General features: G+C 28.6%; 14 protein-coding genes. 10 read left to right on the plus strand and 4 right to left on the minus strand.

What is annotated here, in order from left to right; all coding sequences use genetic code 11:
• Positions 1–40: 40 nt before the first annotated feature.
• Positions 41–1,546, minus strand: a complete 1,506-nt coding sequence (locus tag ACN5J4_RS02885; protein WP_418650667.1) for a hypothetical protein — start codon at positions 1,544–1,546, stop codon at positions 41–43.
• Positions 1,547–1,749: 203 nt separating this feature from the next.
• Here ACN5J4_RS02885 and ACN5J4_RS02890 point away from each other — a divergent pair, with 203 nt between their 5' ends.
• The 6 genes from ACN5J4_RS02890 to ACN5J4_RS02915 all read left to right on the plus strand — a co-directional run bounded on the left by ACN5J4_RS02890 (position 1,750) and on the right by ACN5J4_RS02915 (position 7,710).
• Positions 1,750–2,223, plus strand: coding sequence for a nucleoside deaminase (locus ACN5J4_RS02890; protein WP_418650668.1), 474 nt, complete (start codon positions 1,750–1,752; stop codon positions 2,221–2,223).
• A 250-nt stretch (positions 2,224–2,473) separates the two neighbouring features.
• Positions 2,474–3,037, plus strand: coding sequence for a Crp/Fnr family transcriptional regulator (locus ACN5J4_RS02895; protein WP_418650669.1), 564 nt, complete (start codon positions 2,474–2,476; stop codon positions 3,035–3,037).
• A gap of 110 nt (positions 3,038–3,147) precedes the next feature.
• A complete protein-coding gene (locus ACN5J4_RS02900) occupies positions 3,148–4,563 on the plus strand; it encodes a TolC family protein (RefSeq protein WP_418650670.1) in 1,416 nt (471 codons plus the stop codon).
• A gap of 12 nt (positions 4,564–4,575) precedes the next feature.
• Complete coding sequence (locus ACN5J4_RS02905) at positions 4,576–5,559, plus strand: HlyD family secretion protein (RefSeq protein WP_233885116.1); 984 nt, start codon at positions 4,576–4,578, stop codon at positions 5,557–5,559.
• A 4-nt stretch (positions 5,560–5,563) separates the two neighbouring features.
• Positions 5,564–6,748: an ABC transporter permease gene (locus tag ACN5J4_RS02910; protein WP_418650671.1), complete on the plus strand. Its 1,185-nt coding sequence runs from the start codon at positions 5,564–5,566 to the stop codon at positions 6,746–6,748.
• Positions 6,748–7,710, plus strand: coding sequence for an alpha/beta hydrolase (locus tag ACN5J4_RS02915; protein WP_418650672.1), 963 nt, complete (start codon positions 6,748–6,750; stop codon positions 7,708–7,710). The genes ACN5J4_RS02910 and ACN5J4_RS02915 overlap by 1 nt, the downstream gene beginning before the upstream one ends.
• Positions 7,711–7,808: 98 nt before the next feature.
• Here ACN5J4_RS02915 and lgt read toward each other — a convergent pair whose 3' ends face one another.
• From lgt to cysS, 3 genes are read right to left on the minus strand one after another with little or no spacing between them, the layout of a single operon-like run.
• The gene (gene lgt / locus ACN5J4_RS02920; RefSeq protein ID WP_418650673.1) at positions 7,809–8,636 is read right to left on the minus strand and encodes a prolipoprotein diacylglyceryl transferase; all 828 of its coding nucleotides are present in this window, start codon (positions 8,634–8,636) and stop codon (positions 7,809–7,811) included.
• A gap of 32 nt (positions 8,637–8,668) precedes the next feature.
• Positions 8,669–8,905, minus strand: coding sequence for a membrane protein insertion efficiency factor YidD (yidD, locus tag ACN5J4_RS02925; protein ID WP_418650674.1), 237 nt, complete (start codon positions 8,903–8,905; stop codon positions 8,669–8,671).
• Between the two features lie 6 nt (positions 8,906–8,911).
• Positions 8,912–10,393, minus strand: coding sequence for a cysteine--tRNA ligase (gene cysS / locus ACN5J4_RS02930; protein WP_418650675.1), 1,482 nt, complete (start codon positions 10,391–10,393; stop codon positions 8,912–8,914).
• 227 nt (positions 10,394–10,620) lie between these two features.
• On the opposite strand from cysS, the gene meaB reads away from it, so the two are divergent.
• From meaB to ACN5J4_RS02950, 4 genes are all read left to right on the plus strand, one after another.
• Positions 10,621–11,688 (plus strand): methylmalonyl Co-A mutase-associated GTPase MeaB, encoded by a 1,068-nt coding sequence (meaB, locus tag ACN5J4_RS02935; RefSeq protein ID WP_418651127.1) that lies wholly within the window; start codon positions 10,621–10,623, stop codon positions 11,686–11,688.
• 1 nt (position 11,689) lies between these two features.
• Positions 11,690–12,031 carry a tRNA-binding protein gene (locus tag ACN5J4_RS02940; protein WP_418650676.1) on the plus strand — a complete coding sequence of 114 codons (342 nt, stop codon included), beginning with the start codon at positions 11,690–11,692 and terminating at the stop codon, positions 12,029–12,031.
• A 100-nt stretch (positions 12,032–12,131) separates the two neighbouring features.
• Entirely contained in the window at positions 12,132–13,925 is a 1,794-nt protein-coding gene (locus ACN5J4_RS02945) for a DUF885 domain-containing protein (RefSeq protein WP_418650677.1), read from the plus strand.
• 125 nt (positions 13,926–14,050) lie between these two features.
• Positions 14,051–15,472 (plus strand): T9SS type A sorting domain-containing protein, encoded by a 1,422-nt coding sequence (locus ACN5J4_RS02950; RefSeq protein WP_418650678.1) that lies wholly within the window; start codon positions 14,051–14,053, stop codon positions 15,470–15,472.
• Positions 15,473–15,547: the final 75 nt, after the last annotated feature.

Below are 15,547 nucleotides of genomic sequence, written 5' to 3' on the forward strand. Positions count from 1 at the left end.
TTAGTAGGAGAGGTTTATTAATAAAGTCAACCTAAAAACTTTACTTTAATCTGTTTTCCATAAATTCTTGTACTTCTTGTTTTGCTTTTAACATTTCAACTTGCTTAAATGTTTTTCCTTCTGCTCGTTTAATATAAGCATCAAAAATATGACTCAAATAAATAGGTGATTTATCTCCAGTATAACTTACTGCATTATGACAACTAAAACAGTTAGCTAAATTATCAACCGTAATATCATTTATATTACTTTTAAAAGTTTGTGTATAAGTTTCCATTGTTACATTGGCATTATTTAAAGAACCCCTTGCTGATGAACCCTCGGTTGCATTAGCTATGGCTCCTTCTAAATTAACTAATAATTGCGCTTGTTCTTGAGTATTTAAACCATCAGTACCTATCCAAATAGATCCATTATAAAAATAATTTTTCCAAGCACTTACTTCTTTTTCTAAATTAATTTTCACACAATTATTTATCTCTCTGATATTATCAGAATTAATTGGTTCTTGTTGACAAGTTATCATTAAACTTCCATCTATATTTCTAGGTACCCCGTACTCAAATAAATCAAAGGCTTTACTTTTTAACTTTGCACTATTTGTTACCCAAGTAATGCCTTCAATTCCAGAAGTGGTACCTTTTGAGAACAATAATTTTTCTGTTGATGAATTTGCTTCATTTTTTGACCAATTATAATTTGGAGCTAAATCATTATGTTCAAAAGTAGCCCAAATAAATTCTGGATGATTTTCAACAACACCAACCACATGCATACCTAACAAAGCTACTTTGGTATTTGTATACGTTTTTCCGTTAGTAGAAATAGCTGCTACAGTAGTATAATAATTTGCAATTTTATTTTTTGGAATAGCAGTAACTGGTGTCCAAGAAACTTTTAACTCTAATGAACCAATAGGAAAAGATGATAAATTGTTTTTACCTAATTTACCCGTAAGTATAGAATCTTTAAATTTTTCTGCAGCATTTTTCATTGTAGAATTTACATGGATAGAATAAAAAACAGATTCTGATTTATGAGCATCATTATAAGCTGGGTTTGTTTTCAAAACACCCCCAGAACCTGCCTGAGCAGTATCTGTTAAAACCAAAGCCGCACCTTGTTGTTGTACTACATTCTGCATATGAGATGTTACCTGATGCATATTTTTAGGATTTAAAAATAAAGGAATTTTTACTTTTAAAGGAATTGGTGTTGGCTCACCTCTTGTTAGTATTGGTAATAAAATAACTTCTGTTGTTGGCTTTGTTAACCATAAAAATTTTTGCCATGACCATTGATGAAAAATAGCATTAGTAGTATTTTTTGCTGCAAAAAGACTTTTTTTTCCTTCAAGTGGTGCAGGTGTTTGTGAATGCGGAAACCAACTGCTATTACATAAACTTTTTTCTACAGCATTGTTATAAGCTGTTATTTTAATTTCTTTTACCTTTTCTTTTTCTTTTTCTTTCTTATTACAAGAATTAAAAACAACAATACTTAATAGTAATATTGTTTTTAAAATAAATTTAAATGTTAATTTCATAAGTAGTTAGTTTTGATTTTGTAGAACAAAGTTGTTTATTTAAATAAAATGAATAAAAAAAAAGGTCATAAATGCCTTAATTAAGGTTATAAAAGTATTTTTATTACGCTAAGTGTACCAAATATTTACACAATAGAAACCAATATTATAATTCGATAAATAAAAGAAATCAATTAAATTAGTAATGTCATTATTTCTTAATAATGAATAAACACGAAAAATATATGAGTGAAGCTGTAAAAACAGCTTTAAAAGGAATGAATAATAACGAAGGTGGTCCGTTTGGTTGTATTGTCGTTAAAAATGGAGAAATTATTGGTATAGGAAATAATAAAGTAACTTCTACCAACGATCCTACAGCTCATGCGGAAGTTACCGCTATTAGAAATGCATGTAAAAACATAGATTCATTTCAGTTAAATGGCTGTATTATTTACACTTCTTGTGAGCCCTGCCCTATGTGTTTAGGTGCTATTTATTGGGCTCGTCCTGACAAGATTTATTATGGAAGTAATCAACAAGGTGCCGCTAATATTGGTTTTGATGATGCCTTTATTTACAAAGAAATTGACTTACCTTATCAAAAACGTAGCATTCCGTTTAAACAAGTTGCCAGAAAAATTGCTTTAGAACCTTTTAAAAAATGGACTAAAAAACAAGATAAAATAAGGTATTAATAATCTATATTTAAAAATAAAAAAATTTCTAGACTCTTTTAAAATGCTATTAATTAAAAGAAAAAAACTTATAACTAAATTATCTCTTTTTAACATTTTTTTGTATTACTACAGAGAAACATTATTTTAAATATATAGCTATGATTATGAAGTTAAAAATAAAAATTTTAATAATAAAAAAGAATTAAATTACATTTAATTCAAAATTAAAAAAATAACTTCTTAAATTGTTTTTTTTTAGATTTTATGTATGGATATCACTGATTTTTTAACAGCACAAATTACTTTTTCTCACGATGAATTAAACGATATTTTAGCGCATTTTAATAAAGAAGAAGTTCAAAAAAATGACCTTTTATTAAAAGAAGGGCAAATTTGTAAAAAGCTATATTTTGTACACAAAGGAATAGCTAGAAGTTATTACCTAAAAAAAGATGGTAAGGATGTTACACAATGGTTTTTCGGACAAGGAGTTTTCATGTCAAGTGCTGATAGTTTTTTTAATCAAACTGCAAGTTATTATTATTTAGAAGTTTTAGAAACTTCAGTTTTATATAGCATATCGCACGAAAAAATAACCCTTTTATTAGAAAAATATCATAAAGTAGAAAAATTTATTCGCCTATTATCAATAAGTATGCTTACAAAAGTTGTACATAAATTAAATGCTATTCAATTTCAAACCGCTAAAGAACGATATGATTATATGAATTCAGAGTTTCCTGATATTTCACATCGCGTAGCTTTAAGTCACATTGCATCATATCTAGGTATGAACCAAGCAACCCTTAGTAGAATCAGAAAAATAAAATAATAACTTACACTCTTTTTAAACTTAAATATTACATATACTTTTTTGACATAAGTCAAAAGAATATTGTTTTATTATTAAGATATTTACATTGTACTTTTAAAATCTTTGCAATGCTAACAAAAATATCAAAAACATACATACTCCTAATTTTCTTAATAGGCTTTAATCCACTTACAATTTTCTCACAACATCTTGACTCTGTTTTAAAGAAACTTATCAACAAAGGATTACATAAAAGTCATACCGCTAGTATTTATAATTTAGACGCACAAAAAGCTAAAATAGATCAAAAATTAGCAAAATCAGTATTTTTACCCAATGTTACATTTAACGGAAGTTTTGTACACTTAAACGAACCGATTACTTTTGATAACGATACGCAAAACCTTTTAATGGGAACGCAAAAATTACTCATTAAAGAAGCAATCGGCATACCATTTAATAGCGCAATTCCAAGTAGTATTCCTATAAAAAATGTACCAAATCTTCAAGATGAAAATCTTTTAAAAGCAGCAGTTGATGTTGATTGGGTATTATTTAGCGGATTTCAAGCAAGCAACGCCTTAAAAGCAAGCAAACACAAAGAGGCTTCTTTAACTTATTTGGAAATTGCAGAAAAAGATAAAATTGCCTTAAAAATTATAGAAACTTACGATCAATTAGCCTTGGTCTATGCTTCTAAAAAAGTACTATCCGTTTCTGAAAAATACTTAAACGAACAAGAACATTTTGTGAAACAAGCTATTAAAAATGGCCTAGCAACTCCTATCAGTCGTAAAAAAATTGAAGTAGCACAGCAACAATTAGCTTCTAAAAAGTTAGCTTTTAATCAAAATAAAACCTTATTAATAGCAGTTTTAGAACAGCTTACTAGCGAAAAAATAAGCCGTCTAAAATTGATAAGTCCACAATTATTTCCACTAACTTTTAATCAAAATTTATCAGAAAATAACTTTAAAAATACAAATGATACTCCGAATGAAATACGTAATGAAATAAAAGCCTTAAAAGAAGCTGAAAAAGCAACACTTTATAAAGCTAAAATGGAAAAAAGTAATTTCATTCCTAAAATAGCCCTAAAAGGACATTATGAATTTTTAGAAGATGATTTATCATTATTAGACCCGAAATGGTATGTAGGCGTTGGCGTAAAATGGAACGCTTTTGATGGTTTTAAAACAACTTTAAACAGTAAAAAAGCACTTATTGAAAACCTAAAATATAAAGAGCAACGCAAACAGGCACAAGAAATGATTGCTTTAAGCCTTGTAAAAGCAACACTCGATTATGAATTTTCCGTTCAAAATATTACAATAAGTGAAAAAGAAATTGATTTAACAAATGCTACTTATGATATGATAAATACACAATATAAAAACAATTTAGCCCCAATAAATGATGTCCTAGATGCCTTAACCGATTTAGAAAAAGCAAATTTTAAATTACAAGAATCTTATTTTAAGCAACGAAGAGCCATTACAAACCTGTTACACGCAAAAGGAATTCTTACTTCTTTTTATAATTAATACTCAAAAAAAATGAATTTATTTAAAACTATTTTTATTGGAGCCACGGCATTAATATCACTTAATTCATGCACCAACAAGCAAACAATTACTCCATATAAAGGAAAAGTGAAGTTTGAAACCATGTCTATTAGTAGTAAAATAGCAGGAAGAATTGGTAACATATATGTAACCGAAGGACAAGATGTAAAAAAAGGAGATACCTTGGCTTTTATTGATATTCCGGAAGTAAATGCTAAAATGACACAAGTAAACGGTGCTATAAAAGCTGCTAAAGGACAATTAAAAATGGCTTTTAATGGTGCCACAAAAGACCAATTAATTCAAATTGATGGAAAATTAAACGCAGGAAAAGCACAGTTAGAATTTGCGCAAGAATCTTTTAATAGAATGCGTGCAATGTATCAAGATTCATTAATAAGCCAGCAACAATTTGATGAAGTGAAAATGAAATTAAATATGGCAAAAGCACAAGTAACTGCCATAGAAGCAAAACGAAATGAAGCTAAAAATGGTGCCAGAACCGAGCAAATAGATCAAGCAAAAGGACAATTAGACCGTGCTATGGGTGCCAAGCAAGAAGTCCTTTCGGCAGCGAACGAAAAATACATTATTGCGCCTACCGATATGTCAATAGAAACAATTAGCTTAAAGCAGGGCGAACTACTTTCGCCTGGTTACACTTTATTTAATGGTTATAAAAAAAGCAGTGTATATTTTCGTTTTACCGTGCCAGAATCAAAAGTATATAACTTTAAAACAGGTGCGCCAATTACGCTTATAAACCCGTATACCAAAGAAGAAATTCAAGGTAAAATTATCGCTATAAAACAACTTGCTAAATATGCTGATATTACCAGTACAGCTCCTTTATATGAATTATCAGAAGCTATTTATGAATTAAAAATAATTCCTTTAGATAAAAACATCGAAAAAACAGGTGAAAATAACGAGCAAATATTCTACCTGAATGCCACCGTTTTAATTAAAGAATAACCGCATGAAAAAATTCATAAAATTACTTCGGATAGAATTTACACGCATCTTTTCGAACAACGTATTACTTGCTATTTTCTTTGGAGCACCTATTTTATATGGAGTATTGTTTGGTTTTGTATATCAACAAGCAAAAGTAATAAACCTGCCGATTGTTATTATAGATCAAGATAACAGTCCAACAACCGATAAAATTATTGATGCTTTTAATGACAACGAAGGCTTAAAAATTAAAGATATAAGATATACACCTGGCAATATTAAAGCCGAAATGCCAACTGAACAATATGTGGCTGTTATTACATTTCCTACAGATTTTGAGGCAGATGTTTTACAAAAACGACATCCTGAAGTACGTGTAGATTTGAATATGGCAAATATTTTAAACGCTAATACGGCTAGTAAAAATATTCAATCGGTACTAATGACTGTAAATGCAGGAATTGAAATTGAAGGACTTAAAAAACAAGGATTACATCCTGAACAAGCTATAAACGCTTACGAAAGTTTTAAAATAAACTTCAACAAATTATATAATTCAACTGGAAATTATGTAACGTTTATGCTTCCAGGGTTGCTTGCTGGTATTATGCAACAAATTATATTTTTGGCAATGGCATTGGTTTTTGCTAGAGATTTTGAAGATGGTTATTTTTCAAATTTAGTGAAAGAAAGTAAGTGGTCTTTGTATCATATTGTCCTTAAATCTACGCCTTTTTTTCTGATGATTCCTATTATGTGGATGGTCGTTAGCTTCTTTATTCCGTATTTTAATATAGATGCGGAAATTTATAGTTTACCTATGTTAGTTTTAACTTTTTTAGTAACCTTATCATCAATGAGTATTGGAATGTTATTTTCTATTGCTTTTCAAAATCAATTAAAAGCTACCGAACTGTTAATGGTTATTTCAACGCCCGCCTTTGTGCTTAGTGGTTTTACTTGGCCAACCATGGCAATACCAAATGCGATCTCTAATATTGCACAATATATTCCACTTACACAATTTTTGAGTGGCTTTCGAAAAGTTGCCTTTTACGGTGGAAACCTAGCTTCTATTAAGCCTGAAATTTCAATGTTATTACAGATAAATTTTGTTGCTTTTTTTTTAATGATGGTATTACTTCAATATAAAATATTTTCTCATACAAAAAAAAGCATAAAACATCCTATTAAGAATAAATACTGATGCAAAACGATAATAAAAATTATTCACCAGATGTACTTGGCCATGGTTTTGAACAATTAACACTTCCTTTAGCAAATGATTATGAAGGAACTGTTATAGCTACTTTAATTCGCAAAAAACCACAAAAAAAAACTTTTAGAGCAATTTTATATATACATGGTTTCAATGATTATTTTTTTCAGAATGAAATGGCAGAAAAATTTAATGAACAAGGTTACAATTTTTATGCTCTTGATTTAAGAAAATATGGTAGATCGTTATTAAAACATCAAAAATTAAACAATGTTCGCTCACTTTTAGAATATGATGAAGAAATAAACAAGGCATTAAAAATTATTAAATCAGAAAAAAATACACATGTTATTTTAAAAGGACACTCCACCGGAGGCTTAATCATAACCAATTATGCAGGTAATAATTTAAACAGTAAGTTATTTGATGGACTCATCTGCAACAGTCCTTTTTATGAGTTTAACCTTAGTATTATTGAAAGAAAATTAGGCGTTCCAACACTTTCTTTTTTAGGAAATTATTTTCCAAATACATTAGTTTCTAGCCATTTTTCAGAATTATATGGTTATAGCCTTCATAATAGTAAATATGGAACTTGGAATTATTCACTAGCTTGGAAACCATACAATATTCCGAAAGTAAATTTTGGATTTATACACGCCATTCATAAAGCTCACAAAAACATTCAAAATAATTGGCGTATAAATGTTCCAATGTTGGTATTACATAGTGATAAATCTATTTATCAAAAAAAATGGTCAGATGATTTTATGAATGCTGATGCTGTTTTAAACGTACAGCACATTCATGATTATGCACAAAAAATAAATGGAAATGTTACGCTATGTGAAATAAAAAACGGAATGCATGATTTAGTACTCTCTAAAAAAAATGTTCGAGAAAAAGTGTTTAAAAACATCTTTGAATGGACACATTATTATATTAATTAATTTGAATTAGTTAATTTTTGAGTTTCTTTTATCAAAAGCATCAATAAAAAACCTCCAAAAAATTCACAATAATTTGGAGGTATTTATTTTTGTATAAATTATTTTGATTTTCTAAACATCAACCAAAACCCGATTAAAACAAGTGGAATACTTAATACTTGTCCTGTGTTTAATGAGTTGAAAACCCAATCTTCTCTGTTATCAACTTGTGCTTTTTTTAAAAATTCAATAAAAAATCGTAACGTCCATAACACTACCATAAACAATCCAAATAAAAAACCTAATTGATTTTTTTTATCTGTTTTCCAATAAAAATACCATAACGCAAAAAACAAGGCTAAATAACTAAACGCTTCATACAATTGTGTTGGATGACTAGCTACAGTTTCGCCTGCTCTTTTAAATATTACACCAAAACTACTATTTGTTGGTTTTCCGTAAATTTCAGAATTAAAAAAATTTCCTAATCTAATAAAAAAGCCTGCCAAAGCAACTATAATACCTAATCTATCTAAAATAAATAACCATGATTTTTGTAAGTGTTTTTTAGCATAAAAATATAATGCTATAGGAATACCAATTGCCGCACCATGACTTGCAAAACCTGTGAAACCTGTAAATTTCCAAGAGCCATCGGCTAATTGTTTCATTGGTAAAAATATTTCTAATAAATGATGTTGATAATAATCCCAGCTATAGAAAAATACATCACCCAAACGCATTCCTACTAACATAGAAATAAATACATACATAAATAATGGGTCTAATTTTTCTACAGGAATTTTATCATTTATATAAATTTTCTTCATTAAATGAAGCCCTAATACAAATACAGTTACAAACATTAAGCTATACCAGCGGATACCGAAACTACCTATTTTTATAATTTCAGGATCTAAATCCCATACTATGGATAAAAAATTCATGTATTATTTATTTTGCGCCATTAAAATGACTATTATTTATTTTTCTTTTCTGGCACAGGATCATAGCCACTACCACCCCACGGATGACAACTAAAAATTCTTTTTATTGCTAACCATCCACCAAAAAACAAACCATGTTTTTGCAATGCTTGTATAGTGTAACTAGAACACGTTGGTGAATACCTACAAGTTGCTGGTGTGAATGGTGAAATAGCCGTTTGATAAAACCGAACCAATATTATAAACGGATATGTTAAAAAATTTTTCAACTTTTTTTAATTGATTGAAAAACTTGTTCCCTCTTTTCCATCTTTTAACTGAACTCCTAAAGCTAATAATTCATCACGTATTTGGTCAGATAATGCCCAGTCTTTATTTTCACGAGCTTCTTTACGTAGCTTAATTAATAACTCAACTACGCCATTAACTTTATTAGAAGAAGCTCCTTGAGTTACTTCATTCATCAACCCTAAAACATCAAAAACAAAAGCGTTTATAGTTGTTGTAAATTCTGATAAATCTGATTCAGTTAAACTTGCTTTATTTTCTTTTATTTGATTGATTATTTTTACGGCTTCAAATAAATGAGAAATTAATACAGGCGTATTAAAATCATCATTCATAGCTGCGTAACAATCTTTCTTCCATTTCTGAACATCAAAAGTAGAACTATTTGCTGCTTCTATTTTATCTAAGAAATTTACAGCTTCCATTAATTTTGAATGCCCTTTTTCAGAAGCTTCTAATGCTTCTCCTGAAAAATCTAAAATACTTCTATAATTGGCTTGCATGTTAAAAAAACGAACTACACTTGCTGAGAATGCTTTTGGTAAAATGTCATTTTCTCCAGATAAAATCTCGTTAGGCAAAATAAAATTACCTGTAGATTTTGCCATTTTCTGACTATTCAATAACAACATGTTTGTATGCATCCAATAATTTACAGGCGTAACACCGCTACAAGTTTGAGATTGTGCTATTTCACATTCATGATGTGGAAATTTCAAATCCATTCCACCACCGTGAATATCGAATTTTTCACCTAAGTATTTTGTACTCATTACCGAACATTCTAAATGCCAACCAGGAAAACCATCGCTCCAAGGTGAAGGCCAACGCATTATATGACGTTCATCTGCTTTTTTCCAAAGTGCAAAATCTTGTGGATTTTTCTTATCAGATTGTCCATCTAAAACTCGTGTATTATGAATTGCATCTTCTATTTTTCGACCAGAAAGAATTCCATAATTACCAGTTTCGTTATATTTTAAAACATCAAAATAAACAGAACCATTTACTTCGTATGCAAATCCTTTTTCTATGATTTCTTTAATCATTTCAATTTGCTCTACAATATGACCGGTTGCTGTTGGCTCAATACTTGGTGGTAAAAAATTATAGTTTTTTAAAACATCATGAAAATCAACAGTGTACTTTTGTACCACTTCCATTGGCTCAATTTCTTCTAAACGTGCTTTTTTAGAAATTCTATCTTCTCCTTCATCTGCATCATTTTCTAAATGCCCTGCATCGGTAATATTACGTACATAACGCACTTTATAACCTAAATGTAATAGATAACGATATACTACATCAAAAAACATAAACGTACGTACGTTTCCTAAGTGGGCATTGCTATATACGGTAGGTCCGCAAACGTACATACCTACATATCCGTCGTTTACAGGTTTAAAAAGCTCTTTGCTTTTAGATAAAGAATTGTATACTTTTAACTGATTTTCTTGATATAATTTCATACAAAAAATGACTATTAATAGATGCTAAAGATAGGTACTTTATAAAGAATAATGAAATTGAATTTTAGTCTAATTTAAGTTAAAAAATTACTGTTATTTTAAATTAAAATAACAGTAATTGGCTATTCTATATAAATTGTTTTTTACCTTTTGATAAAAGTGAAATTTTTACTGTTAAAGGTATATTTATTTATAAATTTACCTTAATTATTTTTTTATAAATTATGATGACTAACAAAAAAAATGATGCTTCAAAAACTGAAACAATTAGCAAATCATCTGCAGAAAAAATAAAATTAAGCCGAAAAAGGAAAATAAACACACAAGAGTTTGTTTCTCAAATACTAACAGGAAATATTACTTTTTTAAGTAGAGCTATTACTTTAGTAGAAAGCACTAATAGTAAGCATCAACAACAAGCTATTGAAATTTTAGAAGCCTGTTTACCATATGCTAACAAAGCTATTAGAATTGGCATAACTGGCGTACCAGGCGTTGGTAAAAGTACCTTTATTGAAGCTTTTGGAAAATATTTAACCGCATTAGGTAAAAAAGTAGCCGTTTTAGCTATAGACCCAAGTAGCGCTATTAATAAAGGTAGCATTTTGGGAGATAAAACACGTATGGAACAATTGGTTACAGATAAAAATGCTTTTATCCGTCCCTCTCCCTCAGGAAACTCTTTAGGTGGTGTTGCTCAAAAAACACGTGAGAGTATTATTTTATGTGAAGCCGCTGGTTTTGATACTATTATTATTGAAACCGTAGGTGTTGGTCAATCTGAAACAGCAGTACATTCTATGACTGATTTTTTTTTACTACTTAAATTAGCTGGTGCTGGTGATGAATTACAGGGCATAAAACGAGGTATTATTGAAATGGCAGATGCTATTGTAATTAATAAAACTGATAACGGCAACGAGCAAAATGCAAAAATTGCCAAGGCAGTATTTAAACAAGCCTTACATTTATACCCTCTAAAAGATAGTGGATGGCAGCCTGAAGTTTTATTAGCTAGTGCACTTCATAGTATCGGAATAGAAGCTATTTATAAAATGATTAATAATTATGTAACCTCAACTATTAAAAATAATTATTTTCAACAAAAAAGAAATAATCAACATAAATACTGGTTATTAGAAACAATTAACCAACAATTAAAAAATAATTTTTATAACAATACTACTATAAAAAAATTATTAAAAGAAGAGTTTAAAAAGTTAGAAGATGGAAAAACAACTCCATTTGCAGCTGCAACTCGATTATTAAATAAAAATAACGGAAAAATTAATTAACATGGAAGAAAGCTTGCTAACTTGGACTGATTTCACAAAAGTACAAATGCGTGTTGGTACTATTATTAGTGCAGAAATTTTTAAAGAAGTGAAAAATTCTGCCTATAAAATGCATATTGATTTTGGTGAATTTGGTATCAAAAAAACTTCGGCTCAAATTACCAAACTCTATACTCCAAATCAATTAATAGGACGTCAAATTGTTGCTGTTACAAATTTTCCTAAAAAACAAATAGCCAATATTATGAGTGAATGTTTGGTATTAGGAGGTATTGGTAGTAATAAAGAAATTACATTAATAGCTCCGGATACTAAAATAAATAACGGAACACGAATTGGATAAAGTAATTCATGCCTCTAAAAATAAAACACCTACTAAATTTCAACAATTTAGTAGGTGTTTTATTTTTGGTACATTTGTTCGCAATCAAAAAAACAATACCATGAAAAAAATATTTTTATGTATAATTACACTTACTATATTACTTATATCTTGTAAACAAGATAAAAAAGAAACAGTAACTGCACCTGTTTTAAAAAATACTTCCTTTAATAAATTATTAAAAGAATATAATGAAGGTAAGTTCAAGTTAAACCCGATTAATGCAACTTTTGCTGGTGATAATAGATTTAATGATCAGTTTCCAAATACGTTATCAGAAGCATATTCAGAAAAATATAATGCTTTTTTTAATAACTTCAAAGCTAAACTAACTAATTTTAAAGATGCTGATTTATCTGAAAGTGAGCAAATGAGTAAAGCAGTTTTAGATTGGGATTGCGATATGGCACTTGCTCAAAATAGCTTTAAAAATGATGTTTTAATGCCCATTAACCAAATGTGGACTATAAATTTAACCATGGGTACTTTTGCTAGTGGTAGCGGTGCACAACCTTTTAAAACAGTTAAAGATTATCAAAATTGGTTAAGTAGGTTAAACGGATATGCTACTTGGTTAGAAACAGCTATTAAAAATATGCGCATAGGAATTAAAAATGATTTTGTTTTACCTAAATCATTAATAAAAAAAGTAATTCCGCAGTTTAAGTCATTAGCTGAAAGTAAAACTAAAACACATTTATTTTATACACCGATTACAAATTTACCTACTAATTTTACAGATGTAGATAAGAAAATGTTAACAGAAGCATATACTAAAATATTAGACAATAAATTGATTCCTGTTTTTAATACAATGTACACCTTCTTAAAAACAGATTATTTAAAAGCTGGTAGAAATAGTAGTGGTATTGATGCTGTTCCAAACGGAAAAGCATATTACAAACATGCTATTAAAAATTATACTACTACTAAAATGACTGCTGATGAAATTCATCAACTAGGCTTAAAAGAGGTTGCTCGTATTTTATCTGAAATGGAAAAAGTAAAAGAACAGGTAGGTTTTAAAGGAAGTTTAAAAGCCTTTTTTAATGATGTGCGTGAAAATAAAAAATTGATGCCTTACACTACTCCAAAACAAATTATTGATAATTTTAATGCGATTCATACTAAAATGAAACCGCAATTAGAAAAATTATTTGGCAACAAACCTAAAACCCAATTTATAGTTAAACAAACTGAAAAGTTTAGAGAGGCTTCGGCAAGTGCTGAGTATAATGCAGGATCATTAGATGGTACACGTCCTGGTGTTTTTTACACACCAATTCCTGATGCGACAAAATATAACGTGTTTATGGATGAAGCTTTATTTTTACACGAAGCTATTCCTGGACATCATTATCAAATTTCATTAACACAAGAAAACAAAGAGCTACCTGATTTTAGAAAAACATTATGGTACAGTGCTTATGGAGAAGGTTGGGCTTTATATACTGAAAATTTAGGAAAAGAATTAGGTTTATATACCGATCCTTATCAATACTTTGGAATGTTAGGAATGGAAATTCACAGAGCTATTCGATTAGTTGTTGATACTGGAATACATACCAAAGGTTGGAGTCGTGAAAAAGCTATTCAATACTCATTAGATAATGAAGCCGAAAGTGAAGCTAGTATCATTTCAGAAATTGAACGCTATATGGCTAATCCAGGACAAGCATTATCTTACAAAATAGGACAATTAAAAATAAGAGAATTAAGAGCTAAAGCAAAAAAAGAATTGAGTACTAAGTTTGATATAAGAGAGTTTCATAATCAAGTTTTAGAAACAGGTTGTATTCCTTTAGCTTTACTAGAAAGTAAAATTGATATATGGATAGCTTCTAATAAAAATTAAATATATAGTTATGTATGTAACTTAAGTAAAAAAAGGGTTTATCCCTTTTTTTACTATTCTTTACCCTTGAAATAAAATAATGTACTTTATATAATTTTGGCACTCATTAACCAAAACTTTATACAATGAAAAAAAGTACATTATGGATTCTTTCAGGGATTCTTTTTTTATCACAATTAGTAAATTCACAAATAGTTAACATACCTGATGTAAATTTTAAAAATGCATTATTAACTGGGCCAAATTCAGGAATAGACACCAATAATGATGGCCAAATTCAAGTATCAGAAGCTATAGCATACACATCACCTATTGATGTTACGTCTAAAAACATTAGTAATTTAACAGGTATTGAAACTTTTAGTAACATTCCTATTTTAGCTTGTGGAGGTAATAATTTAACAACACTTAATCTTACTCAAAATATTAATTTAGAAAGGTTATTTTGTATGAATAACCAACTAAAAAAATTAGTACTAAGTAATAATAGTAAACTAACATTACTTTACGCTTACAATAATAATTTAAACACGTTAAATATAGCTAATGGTAATAATAACAACATGAGTACTTTTTATGTTGCTAACAACCCTGATTTAAAATGTATTAAAATTGACAACGGATTCACTCCTCCTAGTTCTTGGGTTAAAGATGCAGTTGCTAGTTATAGTATTTATCCTTGTCCGCTTACAGCTACTCCTATAAAATATCTTTATACTCCAATGTTAACTGTTCTTGATGGATTTCAAAAAATAACCTCAGCTACAAATGTTAATATACCCGATGCTAATTTTAAAAATGCTTTATTAAATAACAATCCTGTTATTGATATTAATAATGATAGTGAAATTCAAGTAAGTGAAGCAAATGCTTACGGACCATACTTAAACGTAGCTAACAAAAACATTAGTAATTTAACAGGTATTGAAGCTTTTATTAACTTAACTACTTTAGCATGTGATGGTAATAATTTAACAACTTTAAATGTTAGTCAAAATATAAACCTTGAATTTTTATTTTGTGCCTACAACCCTATTAAAAAATTATCTTTAAAATACAATACTAAGTTAGAAAATTTAAGTAGTTGGAATTGTAATAATCTTGAAACAATTGATATAGCTAATGGAAACAATAATATTATTACAAATTTTAATGTTATTAATAACCCTAAACTAAAATGTATTAAAATAGACAATGGTTTTACACCATCAAACACTATATGGTCTAAAGATACAACAGCTCGTTATAGTTTTTATACTTGTCCGCTTACAGCTGCAATACCTGATAAAACTATTTTATCAAATATGGAATTATTAGGTCATTATAAAGTAAATGTATATCCTAATCCCACTCAATATTATTTAAACATTACTAGCAATCAAAAAAGTGAGATTAAAGTAGTTGAAATATATACTACAGGTGGAAATAAAATTTTAGAAACTACTTTGAATAAAGTAAATGTTTCTAAATTACAAAAAGGTGTTTATCATTTAAAAATAACAGATAGTAACAATCAAACAACATTTAAAAAGTTTATAAAAAATTAGTTTAAAAGTACTTGATTGATTGTTATTTTATAAAACCATAACTTTTGTGTTATGGTTTTATTTTGTATTTACTTA

Origin of the sequence: Tenacibaculum aestuariivivum, from assembly GCF_964507685.1 — a bacterium.
GTDB classification, from domain to species: Bacteria; Bacteroidota; Bacteroidia; order Flavobacteriales; family Flavobacteriaceae; genus Polaribacter; species Polaribacter aestuariivivum.